Origin of the sequence: Xanthobacter autotrophicus ATCC 700552 (assembly GCF_043194565.1) — a bacterium.
GTDB classification, from domain to species: Bacteria; Pseudomonadota; Alphaproteobacteria; order Rhizobiales; family Xanthobacteraceae; genus Xanthobacter; species Xanthobacter autotrophicus_F.
Window position 1 is genome coordinate 183992 of record NZ_JBAFVS010000008.1, and the last position, 20188, is coordinate 204179.

Annotated in this window: 17 protein-coding genes; 14 read left to right on the plus strand and 3 right to left on the minus strand. The window is 67.2% G+C overall.

Annotated features, from left to right (window positions below; all coding sequences use genetic code 11):
• Position 1: 1 nt before the first annotated feature.
• Entirely contained in the window at positions 2-952 is a 951-nt protein-coding gene (locus V5F48_RS11305; RefSeq protein ID WP_394110999.1) for a LysR family transcriptional regulator, read from the minus strand.
• 325 nt (positions 953-1277) lie between these two features.
• Between V5F48_RS11305 and V5F48_RS11310 the strand changes: the two genes are divergently transcribed.
• From V5F48_RS11310 to V5F48_RS11350, 9 genes are all read left to right on the plus strand, one after another.
• Entirely contained in the window at positions 1278-2642 is a 1365-nt protein-coding gene (locus tag V5F48_RS11310) for a Rieske 2Fe-2S domain-containing protein (protein ID WP_394258792.1), read from the plus strand.
• Positions 2643-2755: 113 nt separating this feature from the next.
• Positions 2756-3373 carry a hypothetical protein gene (locus tag V5F48_RS11315; protein WP_394258793.1) on the plus strand — a complete coding sequence of 206 codons (618 nt, stop codon included), beginning with the start codon at positions 2756-2758 and terminating at the stop codon, positions 3371-3373.
• A gap of 26 nt (positions 3374-3399) precedes the next feature.
• A complete protein-coding gene (locus V5F48_RS11320; RefSeq protein ID WP_394258794.1) occupies positions 3400-4269 on the plus strand; it encodes a branched-chain amino acid ABC transporter permease in 870 nt (289 codons plus the stop codon).
• A gap of 1 nt (position 4270) precedes the next feature.
• Positions 4271-5215, plus strand: a complete 945-nt coding sequence (locus V5F48_RS11325; protein ID WP_394258795.1) for a branched-chain amino acid ABC transporter permease — start codon at positions 4271-4273, stop codon at positions 5213-5215.
• Positions 5212-6843 carry an ATP-binding cassette domain-containing protein gene (locus V5F48_RS11330; protein WP_394258796.1) on the plus strand — a complete coding sequence of 544 codons (1632 nt, stop codon included), beginning with the start codon at positions 5212-5214 and terminating at the stop codon, positions 6841-6843. Before V5F48_RS11325 ends, V5F48_RS11330 begins: the two co-directional genes overlap by 4 nt.
• Positions 6844-6852: 9 nt before the next feature.
• Positions 6853-8004, plus strand: a complete 1152-nt coding sequence (locus tag V5F48_RS11335; RefSeq protein ID WP_394258797.1) for a YlbE family protein — start codon at positions 6853-6855, stop codon at positions 8002-8004.
• 28 nt (positions 8005-8032) lie between these two features.
• The gene (locus V5F48_RS11340) at positions 8033-9178 is read left to right on the plus strand and encodes an ABC transporter substrate-binding protein (RefSeq protein ID WP_394258798.1); all 1146 of its coding nucleotides are present in this window, start codon (positions 8033-8035) and stop codon (positions 9176-9178) included.
• Between the two features lie 118 nt (positions 9179-9296).
• The gene (locus V5F48_RS11345) at positions 9297-10325 is read left to right on the plus strand and encodes an FAD-binding oxidoreductase (protein ID WP_394258799.1); all 1029 of its coding nucleotides are present in this window, start codon (positions 9297-9299) and stop codon (positions 10323-10325) included.
• 15 nt (positions 10326-10340) lie between these two features.
• Positions 10341-11441, plus strand: a complete 1101-nt coding sequence (locus tag V5F48_RS11350; RefSeq protein ID WP_394258800.1) for an amidase — start codon at positions 10341-10343, stop codon at positions 11439-11441.
• A 664-nt stretch (positions 11442-12105) separates the two neighbouring features.
• Here the strand turns inward: V5F48_RS11350 and V5F48_RS11355 are convergent.
• Entirely contained in the window at positions 12106-13584 is a 1479-nt protein-coding gene (locus V5F48_RS11355) for a short-chain fatty acid transporter (protein ID WP_394258801.1), read from the minus strand.
• 174 nt (positions 13585-13758) lie between these two features.
• On the opposite strand from V5F48_RS11355, the gene V5F48_RS11360 reads away from it, so the two are divergent.
• The gene (locus V5F48_RS11360; RefSeq protein ID WP_394258802.1) at positions 13759-14430 is read left to right on the plus strand and encodes a GntR family transcriptional regulator; all 672 of its coding nucleotides are present in this window, start codon (positions 13759-13761) and stop codon (positions 14428-14430) included.
• A gap of 101 nt (positions 14431-14531) precedes the next feature.
• Here V5F48_RS11360 and V5F48_RS11365 read toward each other — a convergent pair whose 3' ends face one another.
• Positions 14532-15704 carry a hypothetical protein gene (locus tag V5F48_RS11365; protein WP_394258803.1) on the minus strand — a complete coding sequence of 391 codons (1173 nt, stop codon included), beginning with the start codon at positions 15702-15704 and terminating at the stop codon, positions 14532-14534.
• 253 nt (positions 15705-15957) lie between these two features.
• Here V5F48_RS11365 and mdlC point away from each other — a divergent pair, with 253 nt between their 5' ends.
• From mdlC to V5F48_RS11385, 4 genes are all read left to right on the plus strand, one after another.
• Positions 15958-17544 carry a benzoylformate decarboxylase gene (mdlC, locus tag V5F48_RS11370; protein WP_394258804.1) on the plus strand — a complete coding sequence of 529 codons (1587 nt, stop codon included), beginning with the start codon at positions 15958-15960 and terminating at the stop codon, positions 17542-17544.
• A 59-nt stretch (positions 17545-17603) separates the two neighbouring features.
• The gene (gene dld, locus V5F48_RS11375) at positions 17604-19403 is read left to right on the plus strand and encodes a D-lactate dehydrogenase (protein WP_394258805.1); all 1800 of its coding nucleotides are present in this window, start codon (positions 17604-17606) and stop codon (positions 19401-19403) included.
• A gap of 64 nt (positions 19404-19467) precedes the next feature.
• A complete protein-coding gene (locus V5F48_RS11380; protein ID WP_394258806.1) occupies positions 19468-19803 on the plus strand; it encodes a hypothetical protein in 336 nt (111 codons plus the stop codon).
• Positions 19800-20168 (plus strand): hypothetical protein, encoded by a 369-nt coding sequence (locus V5F48_RS11385; RefSeq protein ID WP_394258807.1) that lies wholly within the window; start codon positions 19800-19802, stop codon positions 20166-20168. The genes V5F48_RS11380 and V5F48_RS11385 overlap by 4 nt, the downstream gene beginning before the upstream one ends.
• Positions 20169-20188 lie beyond the last annotated feature (20 nt).

Here is a 20188-nt window from a genome sequence, read left to right on the forward strand (position 1 = left end):
ATCACCCGGTGGATGTCTTCAGTCTTGAGACGCAGGCCCTCACCGTCTCGACAAGCTGGTCGAGACGCGATGGCGGGCGGGCCCGGTAGAGGCGCGCGATCACCAGCTCCTGCGGCCGCAACGGCCCGTCCAGCGGCCGCGAGACGAGTTGGCCCTGGTCCTCGACCAGGTAGGGCGGCGAGAAGTTGAGCACAGTATAACCAAGGCCGTTTGCCACCATGCTGCGCAGCATCTCGAACGAGCCGGTCCGATAGGCGATGCGGGGCTCGATGCCCTCCGCGGCAAAGATGGAGAGGAAGTAATCCCTCGTCTTCGGAAGATCCAGAAGGATGAACGGCTCTTTCGCGACGTTGGACAGACGTAGCCGTTCCTGTTGCAGGACCGCATGGCCCGCCGGTACCACCAGCTGCACCGGCATGGTGCGCAGCGCGATGGTCTGCACGGTGGTGGGCAGGTCATAGTCATAGAGAATGGCGAGATCGAGCGCCCCGCTCTGCAGTCCCTCAAGAAGCCCGTCGTGGCTGTCTTCATGCCAGCGGGCCTGGATCTTGGGGTGCTCCTTCTCCACTTCCTGCATCAGCCGGGGAACGAGATAGGGCGCGAAGGTATTCAGGCAGCCGATGCTCAGCCGAATGGCAGCGCGCGGCCCGCCGCGCTCGCCCATGGTTTCGATCTCGCGCACATGGAGGAGGATGCTGCGCGCATGGACGGCCAAGTCCCGCCCGGCAGGGGTCAGCAGCATGCCGCGCGCGTGGCGCCGCATGAACAGCTTCAATCCCAGAATGCGCTCCATCTGGGAAATGGCGGTGGAGACGGAGGAGGGCGAGACGTTCAGCGTCTCGGCCGCGCGCAGCACGCTCAGCTGGTTCGCAGCCGTGAGGAAATAGGCGAGCTGGCGCAGGCTGAGATTGGGGACGTCCCGCCACCCGTCCTGGCCCTCGGGCATGCTCATGCTGTGCTTCCCATATCCATAAGAGGCTGCCCATCACCTGACCCGAACCCCTCCGCGACGCTCAAAAAGCGATCAAATGCCATGCGAAAGAAGCCTAGATTGCGATCACTTAGCTAAATCCATCGCCACCTATCTCGCATCTGCTCACGATTTTATCGCAAAGCACAAAATTTCACTGCGTCCTTGGTTCGGATTTATTGACTTTGTAATCGCACTAATTCGATTTGCCAACCTCAAGAGCCGGCGCAATGCTCATGACATCCCAAGCGGAGCCGCTTCCACGAAGAGAAGCACCTCCCCCTCCGCCGCCCCCGGAGCACGATGCATGGCCATTCAGAAGCAGTTTCTTTCGAAACCCTTCGCCGGTTACCTGAACGATCCGGCCCCCGAGGAGAATGTCGAGCTCACCCATGTGGAGAAAGGCTCGGCAGCCGGCGAGTTGCTGCGGCGCTATTGGCAGCCGGTGGCTCTAACCAGCGAGATCAAGGATGTCCCGCTCGGCATCCGCATGTTCGGCGAGGATCTGGTGGTTTTCCGCAACACCACCGGCGAATACGGTATCATCGACCGCCATTGCCCGCATCGCGGCACGTCGCTGGAATTCGGCCTCCCCACCGAGTGCGGCCTGCGCTGCTGCTACCACGGCTGGCTGTTCGGCATGGACGGCAAGGTTCTGGAAACGCCCGGCGACCCGCCCGGGAGCACGCTGAAGGATCGGCTCTACCACGCGGCCTACCCTGCGCGCGAATACAAGGGCCTCGTCTTCGGATATTTCGGCCCTGTCGAGACGATGCCGGAATTTCCGATCTACGATTCCTTTGATCATCCGGGCGACAAGCTCGTGCCCTACTGCGTCACCTATCCCTGCAACTGGCTCCAGGTGCAGGAAAACGTGATGGACCCGGCGCACGCGGTGTTCCTGCACACCCGCGTGACCTTCTCCCACTTCTCCGACACCTGGGGCGAGCTTCCGGTGATGGATTTCGTGGAGACGCCGACCGGCATGATCTATGTCACCACCCGCCGGTGGAAGGACAAGGTGTGGGTGCGCTCCAACGACATCCTCATGCCCAACCTCGCCCAGGTCGGCCATATCTGGGAGGACGGGCAGGAGGCCAAGCAGTTCGGCCGCGTCGGGATCACCCGTTGGACCACGCCCATCGACAACCGCACCTCCAAGGTGATCGGCTGGCGCCATTTCCACCCGGAGGTGGACCCGCGCGGCCTCGCCCGGGAAGACCAGTGCGGCCCCGGCTCCGTCGATTTCTACGGCCAGGGCGCCGGAGGCAGCTTCGAGGAGCGCCAGCGCCTGCCCGGGGACTATGACGCCATCGTCACCCAGCGGCCCATCGCCATCCATGCGCTGGAGCATCTCACCTATTGCGACAAGGGTGTGGTGATGTTCAGGAAGCTCCTGCGCCGCGACATCCGCCGCCTTGCCGCCGATGAGGCGATCCCGTTCTCGCGGCACCGCTCCAACGGGCTCGTCCCCACCTATTGCCATGACACCGTCCTCGACATCCCGCCCATGGATGGCGTGGACGATATGGAGCTGCTCGAGGAAGTCGGCCGGCGCGTCACCGAGATCATCCTGGAGGGTGAGCACCACGACGCGGACGACCGGCTCGAGATCGTGCGGCGCAAGCTCCTCGACTACCAGCGCTCCCTCATGCCCCGCGCGGCGGAGTGACCTGTCCCGGTGGCCTGCCCGGCCACCGGCGCCTTTCTCGCGGCCACACAGCACCGCCGCACCGATACGCCGGCCACACAGTTTGAAGGCCACACAGCACAAGGATCTGCCCCGTGACCAAGCACCCGATCCATACCGGCGCCGTTGACTGGAGCGGCGAGAACCCCGGAATCTATCTGAAGGAGCAGCCCGACGGCCCCTGGACCGGGCTCATGTGCTTCTTCCGCATCGTCTATTCCCCCTACGGGCTCGGCAACGGCATCGTCGTGCTCGACGAGCCGAACACCGCCAGGGGCCTGCCGGACGTCGCCAATTTCTGCATCTCCGACAACGAGGAGCTGGCGCGCTACCTGGTCGCAGACTTCTTCTCCCAGTTCGCCGCCTTCCGGGTTTCGCCCGGCACCTCCGCCATCAGCTATCTCCCGGCGACCGAGGTGCGCCGCGAGGGCGACACCCGCAGCACCTACCGCGAGATCGTACGGTCGCCGGATTTCGAGGTGGTGGCCACCTGGAACGGTCTCGGCGCGCCTTATGCGGTGGACATGCCACCGGAGAAGGGTCCCACCAAGAAGCATGAGATGTACAGCGTGTTCCTCGACGCGCCCGACGCCAGCGTGACCATCAACGGGCGTCCGCTGAAGGGCTCCGTCACGACCCGCAACTGCGCCGATACCGTCAAGAGCTCGGCTTTTCTGGCATTTTCCGAATCCTGGATGCGAACGGAAGCCTGACCGGGCAACCAGCGGAGGGTCGGACCATGACGGACGCGCTTCAGTTCCTGCTCAGCGGCATCGTCGTCGGCAGTATTTACGGGCTCATCGGCGTCGGCTTCACGTGCATCTACAACGTGACCGGCATCGTGAACTTCGCCCAGGGAGACTTCGCGATGGTGGGCGCCATGTCGACCATCGCCCTCCTCGCGGCGGGTGTACCGCTGCCGTTGGCGATCGTGCTCGCCATCCTCGTCACCTGCCTGGTGGCTGCCGTCATCGAGCGCACGGCCATCCGCCCGGTACGATCGGACGTGGTGCGAGGCATCATCGTCACCATCGGCATCGGCGTGATCCTGCACGGCGTGGCCGCGTTGCTCTGGGGCACGGACGCCCAGCCCATGCCGGCCTTCTCCGGTGACGCGCCCATCCGCATCGGCGGCGCCACCATCGCGCCACAGGCCCTGTGGGTGATCGGCGCGGCGATCGCCGCCATGGTGGTCCTGGAACTGCTGTTCCGGAAGACCTTCCTCGGCCAGATGTTCCGCGCCTGTGCCATCAACCCGTTCGCCGCCGGCCTAGTGGGCATCCGCGTGGGCACCATGAGCCTCATCAGCTTCATCGTGTCGGGCGCGCTCGGGGCCCTCGCCGGCATCGTGGTGGCACCCATCGCCCTCACCCAGTACGACAGCGGCCTCCAGCTCGGCATCAAGGGCTTCGTCGCCTGCATCGTCGGCGGCTTCGGCGGCCCCATCGGTGCCGCCCTGGGGGGCATCCTGCTCGGCGTCCTCGAGGCCTTCGCGGCGGGCTATGTGAGCTCCGGCTACAAGAACGCCATCGCCTTCGTCCTGCTCCTCGTCTTCCTGCTGTTCCGGCCCGGCGGCCTGTTCGACGACCTGGAAAAGGTGAGGAACTGACATGCTCCGCATTTCCCTCCTCACGACAGCCCTCGCGGCCTGCGTTCTCGCCGGTGGCGACTATGCGATGAGCCTGGCTGTGGTCATCGGCCTGCAGGCCCTGCCGGCCCTGGGGCTGACCCTGCTCACCGGCTACACCGGACAGATCTCCCTCGGCCATGCCGCCTTCTACGGCCTCGGCGCCTATGGCGCGGCACTGATCGGCTCCGCCCTCGGCCTGCCCCCCATCCTCGGCGTGCTCCTGGCCGCGGTGCTCGTCGGCGGCATCGCCTGGGCCATGGGCTGGCTGGTTTTTCGCCTGAAGGGCCACCACCTCGCCATGGCGACGCTTGCCTTCGGCATCATCGTGCAGATTGCCTTCGTGGAGATGCACGGCCTCACCGGGGGACCCAACGGCTTGTCGGGCATCGCGCCGCTGTCGATCTTCGGCAAGGACCTGATCACCGACGCCCAGGTGCTGCCGGTGGTGTGGACAGCCCTGATCCTCGCGCTCCTGTTTGCGCAGAACCTCATCTCCTCCCCCGCCGGCCTGGTGATGCGGGCCATTGCGGAAGGCGACAAGGTGGTGGGGTCGCTGGGCAATGACGTCGCCGCAGTCAAGCGCAAGGTGATGATGCTGAGCGGCTTCCTCTGCGCCGTCGGCGGCGGGCTCTATGCCCATTATGTCGGCTATCTCAGCCCCGGCCCGTTCGACGTGGGTTTCTCCGTGCGGCTCCTGCTCATGGTGGCGCTCGGCGGCTTCGCCAACATCTGGGGCGTGCTCTTCGGCGTCGCCTTCGTGACCCTGGTGGGCGAAGCCCTCAAGCCTCTCGGCGCCTTCGACGTCATCGCCTACGGCGTGCTTCTCGTGGTGTCCGTCATCTTCTTCCCGCAGGGGCTGCTCGCCGGCGTCGTCGATCCGATCGCGGCGCAGGCGCGCCGGCTGCGAAAGGTCGTTACCCGATGAACGCGCATCCGCTCCTCTGTGTCGACAATGCCAGCGTCACCTTCGGGACCTTCCCGGCGCTGAGCGAGGTCCGGTTCGATGTGGCCGAAGGCGAGCTTGTGGCGCTCATCGGTCCCAACGGCGCCGGCAAGACCACCATCCTCAACGTGCTCTCCGGCGAGGTGGCGCCCACCGCCGGTGCCGTCCGCTTCCGCGGCCAGCCGCTTTCCGGCCTCAAGCCTCACCAGGTGGCGCGGCGCGGGCTGGCCCGCACTTTCCAGGCAGCCGACCCCTTCCTGCACCTCACCGTGCGGGAGAACGTCATGGTGGGCGGCGTCCCGGCCTCGGGCCTCGGCCTCGTCGCCGGGCTCGGCTTCCGCGTCGACATGCTGCCCTCCGCCCGCCGCCTGCGCGCCGAGGCGGACGGACATCTGGAACGCGTTGGTCTCCTCGACAAGGCGGACGCGCCGGCCGCCCTCCTCACCGCCGGCCAGCGGCGCCTGCTCAGCATCGCCCGGGTCCTGGCCACGGGCGCCAGCATGCTGGTGCTCGACGAGCCCGGCGCCGGCCTCAACGAGAGCGAGAAGGCCTTTCTCGGCGACGTGATCCTGTCCATGTGGCGCGACGGCAAGACGGTGCTGTTCGTGGAGCATGACATGCCCCTCGTCAGCCGCATCGCCCGGCGCATCATGGTGCTGGACCGCGGCCGCCTCATCGCCGATGGCGAGCCGGCGGCGGTGCGTGCGAACCCGCAGGTGATCGAGGCCTATCTCGGCCGGCGTGCGCCAGATGATCCGAAGGCGGAGCCGGCGACGGTGGCCGCTGCGTCCGTCACCGCCACTGCGGCGCCGCTGCTCGCCGTTCGCGACCTGACCGTCACCTATGGCGGCCTCACTGCCGTGGACGCCGTGTCCCTCGAACTCAAGGAGGGTGAGGTGCTGGCGCTCGTCGGCGCCAACGGCGCGGGCAAGAGCAGCCTGCTGAAGGCCATCGCTCGCGTCGAGCCCGCCCGCGCCAAGGAGATGAGCTTCGCCGGCGAGGACCTCGCCCGGCTGTCCGAGGATGCCGCCGTGGGCCGTGGCATCTGCCTCGTGCCGGAGGGCCGGGCGCTGTTCGGCTCGCTTACGGTGGCCGAGAACCTGGCCGCTGGCCGCTATGCCCGCCGTCGTGCCCGGGGCTTCGCCCACCTCCTCTACCAGAGCCGGGCGGAGCGTGCGGTGTTCGACGAGCGGCTCGACATGGTCTACCAGCTGTTCCCGGTGTTGAAGGAGCGCGCCCACCAGCTCGCTGGCACGCTCTCGGGCGGACAGGGCCAGATGCTCGCCATCGGCCGCGCCCTCATGGGCGAGCCGCGGCTCCTGATGCTGGATGAGCCCTCCCTCGGCCTCGCCCCGCAGGTGATCGACGAAATCTTCGCGTCCATCGAGCGCCTGCGCCGCCAAGGGCTCACCATCCTCCTGGTGGAGCAGAACATCGCCTCCGCGCTCGCCATCGCCGACCGGGGCATGGTGCTCGCCGGCGGCCGCGTTGCCGCCACCGGGACCGGTCACGAGCTCTTGCGGGATCCCCGTATCACCGAAGCCTATCTCGGCGCCGGCGACGGCCCGCAGACCGCCTGCGCCGCCCCCCACCTCACGATCGCGATCTAGGAGGGACACATGGACGACATCACGGCCCCCTGCGCCCTTTCGGACGCCGATTGCGCTGCCCTCGCCCTCATGCACCAGGTGGAGCCGGCCTGGCGCGGCGTCGCGCTGGCAGGCGATGCCATGGATTTTCCCGAGCGCACAATTCTTCATGCCGGCCCGCCCATGGACCCGTCGCAGGTCGCCCGGCCGATTCTCAACAGCGCCATCATGGCCGCGCTGCTCGAAGACTGGGCCGCCGAGCCCGGCGAAGCGGAGGCGATGATCCTCTCCGGCGCCATCCGCCTTGCTCCGGCGCAGGACCACGGCGCGATGGTGCCGCTCGCCGCCGTGTTCTCCCCCAACATGGCGGCCCAGATCGTCGTCGACCTCGCCAGTCCGGACCGGCGCGTGCTTGCCCCGATCAATGGCGGCATGGCGAAAGCCCAACGGCTCGGCCTCGCAGGACCCGATATCCTCGCGCACCTCAAGTGGATCAACGGCAACCTCGCGGCGACGCTGTCCATCGTCGTTGACCGGGACATTCCCCTCCTGCCCATCGCCGATGCGGCACTGGTGGCCGGCGACGACTGCCACGGCCGCACCGCGGAGGGGACGCGGCGCGTCATCGAGGCCATCGCGCCGCGCCTCGGCACCGACACGCTGGAGCGCCATTTTCTCGACGGCGCGCCCGGCTTCTTCCTGAACCTGTGGATGGCGGCGGCCAAGCTCATGGCCGCCGCCGCCGAAATCCCCGGCTCCAGCCTGATCACGGCCATGGGCGCGAATGGGGTGGAGACGGGCGTGCAACTGGGCGGCCAGCCGGGCCGCTGGTTCACCGTGCCGGCCGCCCCGCCCGAAGGGCTGCTCATCGACGGTGCGACGGCCGACGATCGCCTCGGGGCCATCGGCGACAGCGCGCTGGTGGATGCCCTCGGCTTCGGTGCGATGCTGGTCGAACGGGACGGCCTCCCGCGCGACCGCCTCCTGCCCCTCGAACATCCCGCCTTTGTCCAAAGCCACGCCCGCGTCGGCCTGCCGGCCACAACGCTGGTGGCGAACGCGGCCGTGCCGAACGTAGCGCTGGGCATCCTGGACCGCGCAGGCCGCCGCGGACGCATCGGCGGGGGGATCTACACACCACCCCTCGCGCTCTTCGCCGAGGCATTCCAAGGCCTCTCCTGATCTTTATCTCCCGACCGAAGGTGTTCCCATGCTGCCCCTGAGAACCTCGCTCGCCACACTGCTCCTGGCCCTCGGCCTCACGACCGCCCAAGCGGCCGATCCCATCAAGATCGGCGGGCTGTTGGAGACGTCCGGCCCCGTCGCCTCCCTCGGCCAGCCCGGCCTCGACGGCGCCATGCTCGCCGTGGAACAGATCAACAAGGCCGGCGGCATCAACGGCCGCCCGGTCGAGTTCGTGAATGTGAACACGGAGAGCGACAACACCCGTGCCGTCACCGCCGTGAAGCGCCTGATCGGACAGGGTGATATCGCGGCGATCGTCGGCCCGATGAACTCGGGTTCCTCCTTCGCCATCATCGACACGGTGCAGCGCGCTTCCATCCCGATGATCTCCAACGGCGGCTCGCGCAACATCGTGCTGCCGGCGGAAGAGAAGAAGTGGATCTTCCTCGCCCCCCTCACCGACGTCCTGGTGCAGAGCGTGATGATGGAGGACATGAAGAAGCGCGGCATCACCCGGATTGCCCTCCTGAATGCCGACTCCCCCTTCGGCACCAGCGGCCGCGAGCAGTTGGAGAAGAACGCCGCGGGCTATGGCATCACCATCGTCTCGCAGCAGTCTTTCGGCAATGCCGACCAGGACATGACGCCCCAGCTCACCAAGATCCGCGGCGCAGAGGCGCAGGCCGTGGTGGTATGGGCGACGGGTCCCGGTCAGGCCATCGCGGTGAAGAACTTCCGCCAGCTCGGCGTCGACCTGCCGCTCTACCTCTCCCATGCGGCGAACGACTTCAACTTCCTGCGTCTTTCCGGCCCCGCCGCCGACGGCATCTTCATCCCTTCGTCCAAGATCTACGTGACGGCCGCGCTCGTCGGTAGCGATCCGCAGAAGGCGGTCATCGACACCTTCGTGAAGGACTATGAGGCCAAGTATGGCAAGCCTCCGGCCACATTCGCGGGCAATGCCTACGACGCCGTGATGATGCTCGCCGCCGCCATCGGGAAGGCCGGTGCCACCGACCGGGCCGCCATCCGCGATGCCATCGAGGGACTGAAGGACCACGTGGGCGTCACCGCCCTTTATTCCTACGGCCCCAACGATCATTTCGGCGCCAAGGCCGACAGCGTGGTGATGCTCACCGTCAAGGACGGAAAGTTCGCCCTCGTGCGCTGACCGGAAGCGGCGGCCGACCCCGCCGCGACCGATCCATCCCGTTCACACGGTTCCGTTCGGCCATGCGGCCGGGCGCGGAGACCTGCGCGCCCGGCCGGCGGCCCTGAGGAGACGGACTATGCCCAACGTGACCATCGTCTTTGCGGACGGCGAGCGGACCGAGATCAAGGCCCGCTCCGGCGAGATGATCCTTCAGGCGGCGCGCCGCAACGGCCTGGCGCTGAGTTCCGATTGCGAGGTGGGCGACTGCCAGACCTGCCGGTGCACCATTCTCGACGGCGCGGTGGAATATGACGAACTCGCCACCACCTCCCTCACCACGGCGGAGATGGAGAGCGGCGAGGTGCTGACCTGCGTGGCCGCCGCCGACGGCGATGTAACGCTCAGGATGCCTTACGAGCGCACCCGCCTTTTACCGGCGAAACCCTTCTCGCTGCGCATCGAAACCCTTGAGCGCCTCGGCGCCGGCGTGGTCCGCCTCCGGGGACAGACGCTCGGCCTGAAGCCGCTGGCGTTCCTGTCCGGCCAGTACATCAACCTGAAGGTGCCGGGGACGGGGGCCACGCGCTCCTATTCCATGGCCAACCCGCCGTCCGGGGATCGCTCTCTCGAACTGCTCGTCCGGCTGCTCGACGACGGTGCCATGTCCGCCTATCTGCGGGAACGTGCGGCCCCCGGCGACCAGATCGAGTGCGAGGGTCCCCGTGGCACCTTCTACCTTCGCGAGGACACGCGCCCCCTGCTGATGGTGGCCGGCGGCACCGGCCTCGCCCCGATGCTGGCCATGCTGCGCCATTTGGCGAACACGACCGTCCCTCGCACCGTGACGCTGTGCTTCGGCGTGAACACGCCCGAAGACCTGTTCTGCCTTGACGATCTTTCCGACCTCAAGACACGACTGCCGGGCCTCCACATACGCGTCGCGGTGGCGCGCGGTGGCGCCGGCCCGAACTGGCAGGCGGGATACGCCACGGATCTCCTGACCCCCGAGGACGTGCCGGGGCGCGACATCTACCTGTGCGGTCCGCCGCCCATGACCGACGCGGCCCGGACCTTCCTGGCGGCGCATGGGGCGGACCCGGCCGCGATCTTCCTTGAACGCTTTGTTCCAAGCGGGGCTGCCGCCCTGTCACCGCAAGTCACCTGAACGAGGGTTGGGTCCATGAGCATCTTCGTGAGGGAAGTCAGCCTTGGTGGCGACGGGCTGCGTGTCGCCGTGAAGGACACGATCGACATCGCGGGACTGCCGACGATGGCGGGCAGCCGGGCCCTGGCCGGTGCTGCGTCTGCGGCCGATCATGCCGAGGTGGTGGAGCGGGTGCTGGCGGCGGGTTGTCGCATCGTCGGCAAGACGACGCTGCACGAACTCGCCTTCGGGGTGACGGGCATCAACGACTGGAGCGGGACGCCCGAGAATCCGAAATGGCCGCAGCTGGTGCCCGGCGGCTCTTCCTCGGGATCGGCTGCGGCGGTTGCGGCGGGTCTCGCCGACTTTGCCCTCGGCACCGACACAGGCGGCTCCGTCCGCATTCCGGCCGCCTGCTGCGGCGTGTTCGGGCTGAAGCCGACCTTTGGCCGGGTGAGCCGGCGCGGGGTGATGCCGGCGCACAGCACCATCGACTGCGTCGGCCCGTTCGCGGCAAGCGCGGACATGCTCATGAGCGCCATGGAGATCATCGACCCCACCTTCGTGCGACGGAAGATAGAGGCACCCCGCATCGGCCGCGTGGCGGTGAAGGCCAATCCGTCGATCGAGCGCGCCATCGCGAAGGCCCTCGCAGCGTCTGGCCTCGACAGCCTGGATGTCGAGCTTGCCGGCCTCGAAGCGGCCTTCGCGGCCGGCGTCGCCATCATCAATGCGGAGAACTTCATCGGTCTCGGACACCTGCTCAAGACGGGGCGCGTCGGGGCCGACGTGGCGCGGCGCCTTGCCCAGGCCGGCACGGTGTCGGCGGAGGACGTCGCAGCCTCCGAGCATGTGCGCACGGACTTCACGGCGGAGATCGACGCCCTCCTCGGCACCTGCGATGTGCTGGTGCTGCCGACCATGCCCGACTTCCCGCCCACGCTGCTTGAGGCGCGTACCGATCTCTCCGCGGTGGGCATGACGACGTTCGTGCGCCCCTTCAACCTGTCGGGACACCCCGCCGCAACGGTGCCGCTGCTGGCGGAAAGCGGGGCGCCGGTGGGACTGCAGATCGTCGGCCCAAAAGGCGAGGACGCGCTGGTGCTGGCGGTCGCCGACCGGCTGAGCAGAATTTGACAAGGGCGTACCAGGGGCCGGGTTCCCCTGGCAGGCTCACCTGGTCGCGAAGCTGGAATAAACAACCCAGAAGCGGACGTTCGACGCGATGCTCGCGCCTCTGCGCCGGGCCGAGTGGGTGGTCGATGCCAAGTGTCCCTTCGCCGGGCCGGCGGCGGTGCTGGCCGATCCGTCGCTCTATACCCACCGCGTCGCCAACCCCGCCGCTTCGCCCATCCCGAAAAAACGCCGCCTCTATGCCGATGCGATCGTGAATACTGACTTCATGAGCTTCATGAGGTATCGACGATCCCATCAAGCCCGCAGATGCGGAATCGCAGGCGACGCGAGAGCGCGTCAACCAATGGTACAACAACACACTGCGATCCCGACACGACAACAATCTCGACGGGATCTGCCCTGTTACACTATACTTATTAAATCGCCGATGATCGGCAGAAGTGCTGAATTATATGGTCCACGAGCGTAAGATCGAGCACCCCATTCCAGCCATCGACAACTCGGTTCGCGAGCATCCTGGAAAGAGCCTGCCGCTTCCCGCCCAAAGTCCCGTCGATCGGGCCAAGGCAAACCGCCGGCCGGAGGACCAAGCAAGGCATCCCGGTGTTCCTGCGCTCCAAAGGGCGGCCCGCAGGAGCAGGAGTGCGCCTCCGCCTCGCTGGGGTCAGGGCAGGACTGGCGGATGATAGATGAATGTGCCCATCAGCACGGCCGCCAGGAGAAGCACCAGCGGCAGATGGATGAAGAACTGCACGGCCGTGTAGCCGATGAGGTCCTTGGACTTGAGGCCAAGGATACCCAGAAGCGGCAGCATCCAGAAGGGGTTGATGAGGTTCGGCAGGGTCTCGGCGATGTTGTAGACCATCACCGTCCAGCCCAGATGCGCGCCGATCTCGTTGGCCGCCGCCATCACATAAGGCGCCTCGATGACCCATTTGCCGCCGGCGGACGGGATGAAAAAGCCGAGCACGGCTGAATAGAGGCCCACCAGGAAGGAGAATGCGGTGGTGTTCACCGATGCGCTCACGAACCAATGGGCGATGGTGTCGGACAAGGTGACGCCGGCGGCGTTGGGCACGTGGGTCAGCATCTGGGCGATGCCCGCATAGAAGGGAAACTGGAGCAGCACCCCGGCCACGCTCGGCATGGCCGCGCCGAAGGCGTCGAGGAGGTTGCGTGGGCGCCAGTGCAGAAGGATGCCCAGCACCAGGAAGAAGAAATTGTAGGTGTTGAGGCCGGACAGATGAACGAGCGGATTGCCGGCGCTGAAGGTTTGCCACAACCAGCCCAGTGCCAGCGCCGCCACCAGGATGGAGAGCACGGGGCTCTGTTCCAGGGCATCGCCCGGCCGGGCCGGCCTCTCGGCGGAGTGGGGCTTGTCTTCGAGCAGGACGCCGAGATCCTGGGCGGTTCGCGCCGCCGCCTCGCGGGGCGCGGTGGCGTAGCAGATGGCGAGGGAGAGCGCCATGACGAAGAGGATTGTCACGCCGTTCTGCCAGGTGAGGATGGTCTCAGAGAAGCCGATGACGCCGGTGATGGGCATGAGCGCCGGCGGGATGCTCGCCGCGTTCGCCTGCAGTTGCGCGGCGGAGGAGCTGATGCCGAGGGTGAAGCCGACGCCGAGCCCCAGATAGCCCGCCGCCCCCGCCGCGCGATAGTCGAGACGGATGTCGTCCCGGCGGGCGATCTCGCGCACGAAGAGGCCGGAGAAGATGAGGCTGAGGCCCCAATTGACCAGCGAGAGCGCGATGCTCAGCAGCCCCACCATCACGATGGCGCCGCGCCCCGAGGCGGGAAGGCCGGCGAGCCATTTGAGCGCGCGGCCCGCCGGCGGCGAGGTGGCGACCACATATCCGCCGATGGCGACGAGGGCCATCTGCATGGTGAAGGGGATGAGGTTCCAGAAGCCGTCGCCGAACGCCCGGCTGGTCGCCAGCGGTGCGCCGCCATGGAGCATGGTCGCACCCGCCACGGCCAGAACCGCCAGGAGGACGAACACATAGGCGTCGGGAAACCAGCGCTCGGCGAGCCGCACGAGGCGATCCGCCAGGACCGCAAGCGTGCCGTCGGGCCCCCTATCGCGCCCGCTCTCGATCTCGGCCGGCGTTGGGACGATTGAGGGATCAGGACCAGACCCGCTCACCTGCCGCTCCCGGGGGCCTTGTGCGCAAAGGTGTGGATTGGCCAAGCGATCGAGCCTTGCAGGCGCGGCGGTAATGCGTCATAGTAATACATTAGTTTTGGATCCTTCCTGAATATGGCACCCGAGCCCGCGACGGGAAGCCGCAGCTGGCGAGAAGAAACGACGCGGAAAAAAATGGAACAGAACTTACGCGAACAGGTGCTGCAGCACGTGAGATCCGAAATCATCTCCGGGCAGACCGGGCCTGGCAAGATGTATTCGGTTCCCACCCTTGCGTCCGATCTCGGCGTGTCCACCACGCCGGTGCGCGAAGCGCTCCTGGAGCTTGCCCGCAACGGCCTCATCGAGCCCATGCGCAATCGCGGCTTCAAGGTGGTGGAGCCCACGGTCGAGGAATTGCGCGACCTGTTTGACATGCGCGAGCTTTTGGAGGTGCGCGCCGCGGAGATCGTCGCCGCGGCGCCGAAGGCCAAGAAGAAGCTTGCAGGCCTCACGGCCCTCGCCGACGACGTCAAGCTGGCGGTCGCCGCCGATGACGTGCCAGGCTATCTCGCGGCGGACCGACGCTTCCACCGGGCCTTCATTGCTGCGGCGGGAAATGCGCTTCTGACTGAGATGGCCATGGGCCTGCGCGACAAGATGCGCCTCTACGGCATCTCCTCGCGTGCCGGCATGGAGCGGCAGGCCGCCTCCGTGGACGAGCACTACCGCCTCATCGCTCTGGCGCAGACGGGCGACATGCCGGCCATCAACACCCTGCTCAGGCAGCACATCCGCACTTGGGAGCCCATCTTTGTGGACGCTATCATGAAGCGCGCCCGCGACCCGCTCCAGGCGCGCGCCTGATCAGGCCCGCGCCGTTCGACCGGGCACAAGGGTCATCCGAAGTTTCCCTGGGCTTCGGGAGGTAGAAGGCGACCCCCAATGCAATCTGATCGGCGCGTGCTCTAGCGCAGCTGCGGCACGAGCGCCCCGAGGGTCGCCATGGTGCGCTCGAAGTCGCGCAAATTCTCCGCTTCCGACTTGCCCAGAATCGAGCGGATCTGGCTGCGGACGGTCATGAGCGAGACGCCGCGTCCGCGCGCCACGTCCTCGGCGCTGGCGCCGCCGGTGAGCGCGACGGCGACCTCCGCCTCGGCCCGGCTGAAGCCGAACATCTCGCACAGCGTGTCCGCCTGCGGCGCCACCTTGCGGTTGAGCGGGCGCAGGATGATGAGGGCAAGCGGCTCCCTGGCACCACCGCTTTCCGAGCCGCTCACGTCATTGGCAAGGCCCTGCGGCGCCGGGGCGACCATCAGCGCCACGACTGCGCCGTTGCGCGAGGTCACGCGCATGGCGCCGCCGGTGCCCCCTGACGTGGCGGAGGCCACGAGCCGGCGGAGCACGCCGGCCTCTTCGCGGGACATGGCGGCGAGGTAGACGCCGCTGCCGGCATAGGGTCCCGAGCGCAGGGAGAACAGGCCGGAATCCGGGCCGGCCAGATACCTGCGGGCGAGATCGTTGATGAAGCGGATCTTCAATCCCGCATCGACGACGCTCACGCCCACGGGAAGCGCGTCCAGCGCGGCCCGCGTCAGGGCGACCGTCTCGTCGTCCCGCCCCAGCCGCGCGCGCAGCTCGATGGCCCGCTGGACATGCGGCATCAGGGTCTTCAGCAGGCGGACATGGGTTTCGTCGAATGCCCCCGTGTCGTCGCCGCGGAACACCAATATCGGAGTCGCCTCGGTGAGGCCGGCCATGCCGCCGATCACATGGCGACGCTCGTGATGCCGGGCGAAGTCATAATAGAACTCGCTGTTCAGGAATTCGGTCTCGGCAACCAGCTCGGCGCCGAGCTTCGCGTTGCCGAGGTGGTAGGCCCGTGCCATCGCGAAGTCATAGCGGGCCTTGGCGGCATAGGGGTCCCTGGCGTGGAAATAGGCCGAATAGGTGCTCTCGCTGCCGTCGGCGGGCATCAGAAGATTACGCGGCCCGCCTGGCCCCCCGAGGTTCAGCAAAGCGCGCCGGGCATCCATCAGCCGGCAGATGCGGTCGCCGACGTCGAGCCAGCTGCCGTCCCCGGCGCCGGCCTGATAGATGGCGCCGACGCAGTCGGCAAGATCACGCTCCGTGTCTTTCACGCTGGGCAGCCCCGAAAGTCGCCCGAAGATGCCAGAGACGCCGCTTGTATTCAACGCTTAGCCGTCCCCCGCCGGGCATCCCGTGCGCGTCTGTGCGCAGCGCGGCGCATGGCCTCGAGCGGCATGGGGAAAGGGTCGTAGGCATCACCACTTCTGTCGATGCGCTGACGATGTGGTCGAGATAGGTTCAAGCCACATTGATCACAGCCGGACGGCGCACAAGCCACCGCCGGGGCCGTTTGGGAGGCAAATGATGACGACCATCCGCGACCTGACCTACGACCTGCTCCGACGGCACGGCATTACCACCATCTTCGGCAATCCCGGCTCGAACGAACTGCCCTTCCTTGAGGACTTCCCGTCCGACTTCCGCTACATCCTCGCCTTGCACGAGGGCGCGGCCATCGGCATGGCCGACGGCTATGCCCAGGCCACGGGCCGCACCGCGCTCGTCAATCTTCACTCCGCCGCCGGCACCGGCAACGCCATGGGCGGTTTCGCCAATGCGTGGAACGCCCACACGCCGCTGGTGGTGACCGCGGGCCAGCAGATCCGTGCCATGATCGGCATCGAGCCGCTCCTGACCAACATCGACGCGACCATGCTGCCGAAGCCGCTGGTGAAGTGGTCCTATGAGCCGGCGCGCGCCGAGGACGTGCCGCTTGCCATGAGCCGCGCCCTGCACCTGTCGGCCTTGCCTGCGCCGGGGCCGGTCTACCTCTCTGTTCCCTATGACGACTGGTCCAAGCCCGCCGAGCCGGAATCCCTGCGGCTGCTGGAGCGCATCGTCTTCGCCGCCGGCGCCCTCGATGCCGGCGCGCTGGCGGCGCTCGCCGCGCGCCTTGATCGCAGCACCAATCCGGTCATCATCCTCGGGCCGGACGTGGACGCGGCGCGGGCGAACGCGCATGCGGTGCGGCTCGCCGAGCGGCTGAAGGCGCCGGTGTGGGTTGCCCCCTCGGCGCCGCGCTGCCCCTTCCCCACCACCCATCCCAATTTCCGCGGCCTCCTGACCGCCAGCATGGCCGACATCTCCCGGCAGCTGGAGGGCCACGATCTGGTGCTGGTGGCCGGCGCGCCGGTGTTCCGCTATCACCAGTACGAGCCCGGCCCCCTGCTGCCCCCCGGTGCCGAGCTGATCCAGATCACCTGCGATGCCGATGAGGCCGCCCGCGCGCCCATGGGCGATGCGGTGGTCGGCGACGTGGGCCTCATCCTCGCGGCGCTCGCCGACAAGGTCAGCGCGGCGGCGCGGCCGGCGCCGCAGCCGCGGGAGAAGCCGGCGCGCGCCGCTCCTGGCTCGCATCCCCTCGCGCCCGAGCGCGTCCTCGACCTCATGGACGAGCTCGCCCCGTCCGACGCCATCTATGTGAACGAATCCACCTCCACCATCGAGGCCATGTGGGAGCGCATGCGCTGGGAGCAGCCGGGGAGCTATTATTTCGGCGCGGCAGGCGGCCTCGGCTTCGCCATGCCGGCGGCTGTTGGCGTGCAGCTCGCCGAGCCGGACCGGCAGGTGATCGCGCTCATCGGCGACGGCTCGGCCAATTACAGCATCACCGCCTTGTGGACGGCGGCGCAGCACAAGGTGCCGGTGGTGTTCGTCATCATGCGCAACGGAACGTATGGCGCCCTGCGGTGGTTTGCCGGCGTGCTGAAGGCGGAGCATGTGCCTGCCCTTGATGTGCCGGACATCGACTTCGTCGCCATCGCCACGGGCTATGGGGTGGAAGCGGTGCGCGTCGACACCGACGCGGCCTTCGCCGATGCTTTCACCCGCGCGCTGAAGGCCGGCAAGCCGTCCCTCATCGAGGTCGCCACCGCCTGGCCCGAGACTTGAGCATCCGGAACGTCTTCTTTCGACGCAGAAATCACAGCTTGTGCGAGGGAGCGGTTACCATGGACGCGGCATTTCTCGACCTGACCGTCCCGGCACATGACGCTGCTGGCCTAAAGACGGTCGAAGATGAGGCCGCCCTCATCGGGGACCTTCAGGAGATCGTCGGGCGTTCGCACGTCCTGACCAGCCCCGAGGCGACGCGGCGCTTTCGCACCGGCATCCGCTTCGGCTCCGGCCCAGTCGTCGCCGTGGTTCGGCCGGGCTCGCTGGTGGAGCAGTGGCGGGTGCTGAAGGCCTGCGTCGCGGCGAACAAGATCATCATCATGCAGTCGGCCAATACTGGCGTGACGGGCGGCTCGACCCCCGACGGGGACGACTATGACCGCGGCGTGGTGCTCATCAACACCATGCGCATCGAAGGCCTGCACCTGATCAACGATGGGACGCAGGTGGTGTGCCTGCCGGGCACCACCCTGTTCCACCTGGAGAAGGCCCTGGACAAGATCGGCCGCGCGCCGCACTCGGTGATCGGCTCGTCCTGCATCGGCGCATCGGTGTTCGGCGGCGTCTGCAACAATTCCGGCGGCGCCCTCATCCATCGCGGCCCGGCCTTCACGCAGCTGGCCCTGTTCGCGCGGCTGGATGAGGCGGGCGGGCTGCATCTCGTCAATCATCTGGGCATCGCGCTGGGCAATGATCCGGAGACCATCCTTCGGCGGATCGAGAGCGGTGATTTCACCCCCGCCGACATCGTCAACGACCCCTCCCGCGCCGCCTCCGACCACGACTATGCGGACCATGTGCGCGACGTGGCGGCGGCGACGCCGTCCCGCTTCAACGCCGATCCGCGCCGCCTGTTCGAGGCCTCCGGCAGCGCCGGCAAGGTGATGCTGATGGCGGTGCGGCTCGATACCTTCCCGAAGGAGAAAGAGCAGGTCGTCTTCTACATCGGCTCGAACGACACCGGCGAGCTGGAAGGCATCCGCCGCCATATCCTCGGCAGCTTCAAGGAACTGCCGATCGAAGGCGAGTACATGCACAAGGATTCCTTCAATTGCGCGGAGGTCTACGGCAAGGACACCTTCGTGGTGATCCAAACTCTCGGCACCGACATGATCCCGCGGCTGTACGCCCTTGAGGCGGCCTTCGACAATCTGTGCCGGCGCTTCAGTTTTCTGCCGAAAAATCTCAGCGCCAAAATCCTCCAGGCCTTGAGCCATCTGTTTCCAAAGCATCTGCCGAAGCGCATGACCGACTACCGCGATCGCTTCGAGCATTATCTCCTCCTGAAGATGGGGGACGACGGGATCGGCGAGGCGCGCGCCTATCTCAAGTCGATCTTTCCTTCGAAGACCGGGGACTATTTCGAGTGCACGCCCGACGAAGGCGACAAGGCCTTCCTGCACCGCTTCGCCGCCGCCGGCGCGGCAATCCGCTACCGCGCGGTGCACGACAAGGAGGTGGAGGACATCGTCGCGCTCGACATCGCGCTCCGCCGCAACGACGGGAACTGGTTCGAGACGTTGCCCGAGGAAATCAACAAGCACCTGATCCGCAAGCTTTATTGCGGCCACTTCTTCTGCCACGTCTTCCACCAGGACTACATCGTAGCGAAGGGCAGCAACTGCGAGGAGATCGAGCACGCCATGTGGCAGCTCCTCGATGCGCGCGGCGCCGAATACCCCGCCGAGCACAATGTGGGGCACCTTTATTTCGCGAAGCCTGCCATGGTCGACCATTTCAAGGCGCTCGATCCCTGCAATGCGTTCAATCCGGGGATCGGCCGCACCACCAAATGCGCGCACTGGATGCCGCGCGGACAGGCATCCGCCAAGCCCGAGCTGCGCTGCGAGGGATGAGGCCGCGGCCGCAGCGGCGGGGCGCTGGCACGGGCAGCGCGCAAAGCGACCGGAGGAGAGGTTCATGTCCGGAGATTTCGAGAAAGAACTGACCAGACGCGTGTGGACCGACGACGCCTTCGCTGCCCAAGTGGAGAGCGACCCCGTCGCGGCGCTCAAGACCATGGGCGTCGAGGTGCCGGCGGGCGTCAAGGTGAAGGTGGTGGTGCAGCGGCGCGACCGGGTCTATTTCACCATTCCGCCCGCCCGCGCGCCCCATTCGCCGCCCGCCACGACGCCCCTCAACCAGATGGACCTGTGGTCCAGCCAGGGGCTGTTCATCTGGCTCGTGCCCGTCGCCGCCAAATTCAAGCTGCTGGCCCTGCGTAATGCTGCCCGCACCGAGGGAGATCAGCCGTGAGCAACGCCGATTTCGTCGAGAAGAATTACGAGCGCATCGCCACCGATCCCGACTATCGCGCGAAGCTCATCGCCGACCCTGTCGGGGTGGTCTGCGAAGAGTTCGGCTACACGCCGGGCCCGGATTTCAGGATCGAGATCATCGAGCAGGCGGAAGACACCATCGTCATCATGGTGCCCCCGAAGCCCGAGGCCGGGACGGATCTCGAGCAGGCGCTCACCCAGGTGACGGAGCGGGTCTTCGACCTGCTCTTTTCGTCCGGCATCGGCGGCTTCTTCATCCCGGACGACAAGCAGAAATGGGTGGTGCGGGAGATGCGGCTGGCAGCGCAGAAGAAGACAGGCCTCGACATCTCGCAATTGTAGGACGCCACGCGCCACGACCT

What these genes read in the sequence shown, in the direction of transcription:
- V5F48_RS11340 (WP_394258798.1), top strand. Translation starts at nt 8,033, where the DNA reads ATGCTGCCCCTGAGAACCTCGCTCGCCACACTGCTCCTGGCCCTCGGC.
- V5F48_RS11380 (WP_394258806.1), top strand. Translation starts at nt 19,468, where the DNA reads ATGTCCGGAGATTTCGAGAAAGAACTGACCAGACGCGTGTGGACCGAC.
- V5F48_RS11330 (WP_394258796.1), top strand. Translation starts at nt 5,212, where the DNA reads ATGAACGCGCATCCGCTCCTCTGTGTCGACAATGCCAGCGTCACCTTC.
- V5F48_RS11360 (WP_394258802.1), top strand. Translation starts at nt 13,759, where the DNA reads ATGGAACAGAACTTACGCGAACAGGTGCTGCAGCACGTGAGATCCGAA.
- V5F48_RS11335 (WP_394258797.1), top strand. Translation starts at nt 6,853, where the DNA reads ATGGACGACATCACGGCCCCCTGCGCCCTTTCGGACGCCGATTGCGCT.
- V5F48_RS11310 (WP_394258792.1), top strand. Translation starts at nt 1,278, where the DNA reads ATGGCCATTCAGAAGCAGTTTCTTTCGAAACCCTTCGCCGGTTACCTG.
- V5F48_RS11305 (WP_394110999.1), bottom strand. Translation starts at nt 952, where the DNA reads ATGAGCATGCCCGAGGGCCAGGACGGGTGGCGGGACGTCCCCAATCTC.
- V5F48_RS11325 (WP_394258795.1), top strand. Translation starts at nt 4,271, where the DNA reads ATGCTCCGCATTTCCCTCCTCACGACAGCCCTCGCGGCCTGCGTTCTC.
- dld (WP_394258805.1), top strand. Translation starts at nt 17,604, where the DNA reads ATGGACGCGGCATTTCTCGACCTGACCGTCCCGGCACATGACGCTGCT.
- V5F48_RS11345 (WP_394258799.1), top strand. Translation starts at nt 9,297, where the DNA reads ATGCCCAACGTGACCATCGTCTTTGCGGACGGCGAGCGGACCGAGATC.
- V5F48_RS11320 (WP_394258794.1), top strand. Translation starts at nt 3,400, where the DNA reads ATGACGGACGCGCTTCAGTTCCTGCTCAGCGGCATCGTCGTCGGCAGT.
- mdlC (WP_394258804.1), top strand. Translation starts at nt 15,958, where the DNA reads ATGACGACCATCCGCGACCTGACCTACGACCTGCTCCGACGGCACGGC.
- V5F48_RS11350 (WP_394258800.1), top strand. Translation starts at nt 10,341, where the DNA reads ATGAGCATCTTCGTGAGGGAAGTCAGCCTTGGTGGCGACGGGCTGCGT.